At 61.5% G+C, this 5,026-nt stretch carries 6 protein-coding genes; all 6 read right to left on the reverse strand.

All coding sequences use genetic code 11. The features are described 5' to 3' along the window. On the reverse strand, positions 1-513 hold a 513-nt coding region (locus tag ACXWUF_RS18315; RefSeq protein WP_458496047.1), incomplete at its 3' end, for an ATP-binding protein. An 8-nt stretch (positions 514-521) separates the two neighbouring features. Beyond that, entirely contained in the window at positions 522-1,595 is a 1,074-nt protein-coding gene (gene recF / locus ACXWUF_RS18320; RefSeq protein ID WP_458496048.1) for a DNA replication/repair protein RecF, read from the reverse strand. Between the two features lie 79 nt (positions 1,596-1,674). Beyond that, positions 1,675-2,100, reverse strand: a complete 426-nt coding sequence (locus ACXWUF_RS18325) for a type II toxin-antitoxin system VapC family toxin (protein WP_458496049.1) — start codon at positions 2,098-2,100, stop codon at positions 1,675-1,677. Continuing rightward, entirely contained in the window at positions 2,039-2,344 is a 306-nt protein-coding gene (locus ACXWUF_RS18330) for a FitA-like ribbon-helix-helix domain-containing protein (protein WP_458496050.1), read from the reverse strand. Before ACXWUF_RS18330 ends, ACXWUF_RS18325 begins: the two co-directional genes overlap by 62 nt. 44 nt (positions 2,345-2,388) lie before the next feature. Then, positions 2,389-3,492, reverse strand: a complete 1,104-nt coding sequence (gene dnaN, locus ACXWUF_RS18335) for a DNA polymerase III subunit beta (RefSeq protein ID WP_458496051.1) — start codon at positions 3,490-3,492, stop codon at positions 2,389-2,391. Positions 3,493-3,558: 66 nt separating this feature from the next. Beyond that, on the reverse strand, positions 3,559-4,887 hold the full coding sequence (gene dnaA / locus ACXWUF_RS18340) for a chromosomal replication initiator protein DnaA (protein ID WP_458496052.1): 1,329 nt from the start codon (positions 4,885-4,887) through the stop codon (positions 3,559-3,561). Positions 4,888-5,026 lie beyond the last annotated feature (139 nt).

Genomic DNA, 5,026 nt, shown 5'->3' on the forward strand with positions numbered 1-5,026 from the left:
CAGGGTGCCGGTGGCGTCGCTCTCGCCGAATTCCGCGAGCGGTGCCTGGGGCACGCCGTGGCGGTATTCCTGGCGGTATTTCTTGCCGCCCCGGTGGATTTCCAGGGTCAGTAATTCCGACAGGGCGTTGACCACCGAGACGCCGACGCCGTGCAGGCCGCCGGAGACTTTGTAGGAGTTCTGGTTGAACTTACCGCCGGCGTGGAGGACGGTCATGATGACTTCCGCCGCCGAGCGGCCTTCCTCCTCGTGGATGTCCACCGGGATGCCGCGCCCGTCATCGGTGACGGTGACGGATTCGTCGGCGTGGATGATGACGCGGATGTTCTTGCAATAACCGGCCAGGGCTTCGTCGATGGCGTTGTCCACCACCTCGAAGACCATGTGGTGGAGTCCGGTGCCGTCGTCGGTGTCGCCGATGTACATGCCGGGCCGCTTGCGCACGGCGTCTAGCCCTTTCAGGACTTGGATGGAAGTGCTGTCGTATTCGGGTGCGGGATTGCTTGTATTCATTGTGTCTGTCATGCCTGAATCACCCGGCCCTGTTCCACTTGAAGCAAGGCCGCATCGCTATCTAAGCCTTCCTCGATCATGTTCCGGGCGGTGGCGGTCACGAAATATTGGGTCCGCCCCTCGCGTAGGAAGGCTAGCAGGGTTGTCTTGTTGTGTTCGTCGAGTTCGGAGGCCACATCGTCCACTAGCACGCACCCGGCGGCGCCGACCCGTTCCTCCATTAAGCGGGACTGCGCCAGCAGGAGCGCATAGACCAAGAGCTTCATTTGTCCCCGCGAGAGGTAAGCCTTGATCGGACGGCCATTGAGTGTGATGGAAAAATCCCCCTTGTGGGGTCCAGATTGGGTGTAGCGGTGGCGCGCATCCGCCGGGGTGCCTTCGGTCAGGATCGTTTCCAGTGGTTTGGCCGTGTCCCACCCCGCCTGGAGGCGAAATTCAAAGCGTTGGCCGGGGAAAAAACGCGCCGCCGTGTCATGAAAAAAGGGTTCAAGCCGTTCCGCATAACGTAGGCGCGAATCAGCCACTATTGTACCGTACCGGGCTAGCTCATGGTTCCATGGCGGCAGTTCCCGCAGGTGGTTTTCGCGGAGTAGCGCGTTGCGCTGGCCGAGGGCTTTGACGTAGCGGCGCCAATGGTCGAGGTAGGCGGCGTCCTCGTGGAACGCGCCGAAGTCCAGGAATTGCCGCCGCTGCTTGGGAGCGCCTTCCAGCAGGGCAATGCCAGCGGGTTGGATGACCAGCACGGGAAACGTCCGGATCAGTTCGGCGCTGGATTGCAGCACCTTGCCGTCGAGATGGATTTCCCGCTCGCCCCGTGCGAGGCGGATGCCGATGGGGATGGCCCGGCCTTGATCGGTGGCAGTTCGCCCCGTCACCGTGAGCGCCGATTGGCCGAAGCGGATAAGCTGATTCGTCTGCGCGGTGCGGAACGACCGCGCCCGGCCCAGCAGGTAGATGGCTTCCAAGAGGGAGGTTTTACCGCTGGCGTTGGAGCCGATCAGGAAGTTGAGGCGGGGCGAGGGGAGGAGGCTCGCCGACTCGATGTTGCGGATATCCTGGACTTCGAGCTTGAGGAGGCTCATCGGGTATTGGTTTCCCCGTCACTCGTTAGCGGCCTTTCGCCGTATTCGCACGTTTCCAAATTCCGGCCCGGAAAAACGGTTAGCCGCTTGGCCTTAAGGCACACCGAATATCGGTTAGCGGGAAATCATCGCTCTTGAAGAGCAAAGGCGCATCCAGCCTTTTCGCCAAGGCGTAGGAGAAACAATCGCCGAAGTTCAGCTTGGCAGGATGGCGACCCTTGCCGAAACGCAAGAAGGCTGCGATGGCGAGTTCGACGAGGCTATCGTCCACGTCGGCGATGTGCAGGCCGAGTTTGGTCAGGGTGTAGTCGAACCGTTCCCGCCCTTCGGTGGGGTTCGGCGCGCGAGATAACACGACCATCAAGGTTTCCATTTTGCTGACCGCGCCGAAGATGGGGCGGCAGCTCTGGGCGATGCGTCCAAAATGAATCGGGCCATCCGGTTCACCTAGCAGAATCGCGACCATGGCGCTGGTGTCCACCACTAAACCAGCGGGGCAGTCCATGCTCGTCATAGCCTAGGATTTCGTCAGCGGTGCGGGGGTCGGTAGGGAGCCGACCCCAGAAATCCCGCATTTCGCCTGCGAATTCCTCCCATGTGGGCTTGGGCGTGGCGGGTGGTTCAGGGGGCAGCCTGTCCCGCAGCAGGGCTAAAACTTCCTGCGCCACGGAGCGGCGATGGGCGGCAGCGGTGTCGCTCAGGCGTTGATAGAGGTCGTCGGGGATGTCGGGCAAGACAAGGGTATTCATGTGCTGTCCTCGCTCCAAAAGACCAGTACGGGGCAACGCGCCGTTCACAGCCGCATCGGCATGACGATGAATTTGAAACGGCTGTCCTCGGTGTCTTCAATGAGGCAGCTATTGGCGGTGTCGGTGAAGGACAGCCTTACTTGGTCGGAACCGACGTTGTTGATGGCGTCCAGCAAATAGGCGGCGTTGAAGCCCACCGACAAGCCCTGGCCTTCCATCGCCACCGGCAAGCGCTCTTCCGCTTCCTCGTGTTCCGGGTTTTGCGCCTTGAGGGCCATCACGGCCTCCTCGTCCACTTCCAGGCTGATGCTCTTGTACTTCTCGTTGGATAGCACCGACACGCGGGTCAGGGCGCCTTTGAAAACATCCTTATCGACCTGGAAGCTGCGGGTCAATTCGCGGGGCATGACCCGTTGGTAATCGGGGAAGCGCCCCTCGATCAACTTGGCGGCGAAGCTGACCGCGCCCAGGTTCACCCGCACGGTGTTGGGGGCGATTTGCACGGTCACGGTGTCGTCGGCCTCGCCCAGCAGGCGGGCCAGCTCCAGGATGCCTTTGCGGGGGATGATGATCTGGCGTCCGCCGTTGGCGTCCAGTTCGTTGGGTTCCTCGAACACCGCCAGCCGATGGCCGTCCGAGGCGACGGTGCGCAGCATCCGGCCATCCAAGTCTAGTAGCAGGCCGTTGAGGTAATACCGCACGTCCTGCTGGGCCATGGCGAAGGTGGTTTTCTCCAGCGCCCGGCGCAGGCTGGCGACCGGGACAGAGACCTCTAATTCCGGGACGCCGCTGTCGAATTCCGGGTAGTTGTCGGCGGGCAGCGTGCTGAGGTTGAAGCGGCTGCTCCCGCACCGGATGGCGAAGCGGTCGTCCTTGCATTCCACGCTCACCGTGCTGCGGTCCGGCAACAGGCGGCAGATGTCGAGGAGCTTCCGGGCCGGCACCGTGACTTCCCCGGCATCGCCAGTCTCCACGGTGGTCCGGGTGACCAGTTGCACTTCCAGGTCGGTGCCGGTCAGTTCCAATTGGCCGTCCGCCAGCTTGAGCAATACGTTGGACAGGATGGGCAGGGTTTGGCGTTTTTCGACGACGCCGATGACCTGCTGCAACGGGGTAAGCAAAGTCTCGCGGGCGATGGTGAATTTCATGGGGAAAAGGCTCTTACGGTATTGATTCGGTCAGTCGGATGGTTCTATCCGAAAATGACACCACAATCAAGCAGATAGCGTGCGCATGAGATTGCTGTAATCCTCGGCGAATTTGTTATCGCTTGCCTTGAGTTCCAGCACTTTGCGGGTGGCGTGCAGCACGGTGGTGTGGTCGCGGCCCCCGAACATCTCGCCGATTTCCGGCAGGCTGTGGTTGGTCAGTTCCTTGGCGAGCGCCATGGCGATTTGGCGCGGGCGGGTCACGGAGCGGGTGCGCTTGGCGGACAGGAGGTCGGCGACCCGGATTTTGTAGTATTCCGCCACGGTCTTCTGGATGTTCTCCACATTCACCAAGCGGTCCTGCAAGGCGATCAAGTCGCGCAGGGCTTCCTTGGCGAATTCCAGGGTGATGGGCTTGCCGGTGAAATGGGAATTGGCGATGACCCGCCGCAACGCGCCCTCCAGTTCGCGGATGTTCGAGCGCATCCGCTTGCCGATGAAGAACGCCACTTCGTTGGGCAGGTCCACGCCGCTGTGCGCCGCCTTGTTCATGAGAATGGCGACCCGGGTTTCGAAATCCGGCGGCTCTATCGCCACCGGCAGCCCCCAGCCGAAGCGGGATTTCAGTCGCTCTTCCAGCCCTTTGATCTCCTTGGGATAGCGGTCGCAGGTCAGGATGACCTGATGCTTGTTCTCCAGCAGGGTATTAAAGGTATGGAAGAACTCTTCCTGGGAGCGCTCCTTGCCCGCGAAGAATTGAATGTCGTCGATCAAGAGCGCGTCGACGGTGCGGTAATAATCCTTGAAGGCATTGATGGCGTTGTGCTGTAGCGCCTTCACCATGTCCGAGACGAAGCGCTCCGAGTGCAGGTAGACGATGTTCGCCGACGGATTGCCCTTGAGGATTTCGTTGCCGATGGCGTGCATCAGATGGGTCTTGCCCAAACCCACGCCGCCATAAATAAACAAGGGGTTGTAGGCGCGGCCCACGTTCTGGGCCACCTGGGCGGAGGCGGCTTTCGCCAATTGGTTGGATTTGCCTTCGACGAAGGTGTCGAAGGTGAACGTGGTGTTCAGGTTATGGGGCTGGCCCTTTTTCGCGCCGGGCGGCTTGCGGGCCACCGGCGATAGGGCGGGTGCCTGGGCCTCCGGTTTCTTCGTGCCGATTTCCAGCACCACGCTGGGTGCCGGATCCACCCTCTGGGCGGACACCACTTCCTCGATCTTGCCGATGAAATGCTGCTTCACCCAGTCCAGCACGAAGCGGTTCGGCGCCAACAGTTTTAATTCGGAGCCGCTCTCCACGGCCTGTAGCGGGCGTATCCAGGTGTTGAACTGCTGGGGCGGCAGCTCGCCCTCCAGCTTGGTCATGCATTGGCTCCAAAGCATACTCATTGAGCGGCTCTCCCAAGGGCCGGGAAGCGGTGCGGGGGGGAAAACATGGGCGGGATGTGGTGTCGGGCGGTCGAAGGGGGACGTACTATACCGCAATCCCCAAGTTATCCACAGGATTGACAGACCCTCGGCCCCTGCT

It is taken from the genome of Methylomagnum sp., assembly GCF_054333355.1.

Coding starts and splice junctions, on each gene's coding strand:
- recF (WP_458496048.1), bottom strand. CDS start 1,595: ATGAGCCTCCTCAAGCTCGAAGTCCAGGATATCCGCAACATCGAGTCG.
- ACXWUF_RS18325 (WP_458496049.1), bottom strand. CDS start 2,100: ATGGACTGCCCCGCTGGTTTAGTGGTGGACACCAGCGCCATGGTCGCG.
- ACXWUF_RS18330 (WP_458496050.1), bottom strand. CDS start 2,344: ATGAATACCCTTGTCTTGCCCGACATCCCCGACGACCTCTATCAACGC.
- dnaN (WP_458496051.1), bottom strand. CDS start 3,492: ATGAAATTCACCATCGCCCGCGAGACTTTGCTTACCCCGTTGCAGCAG.
- dnaA (WP_458496052.1), bottom strand. CDS start 4,887: ATGAGTATGCTTTGGAGCCAATGCATGACCAAGCTGGAGGGCGAGCTG.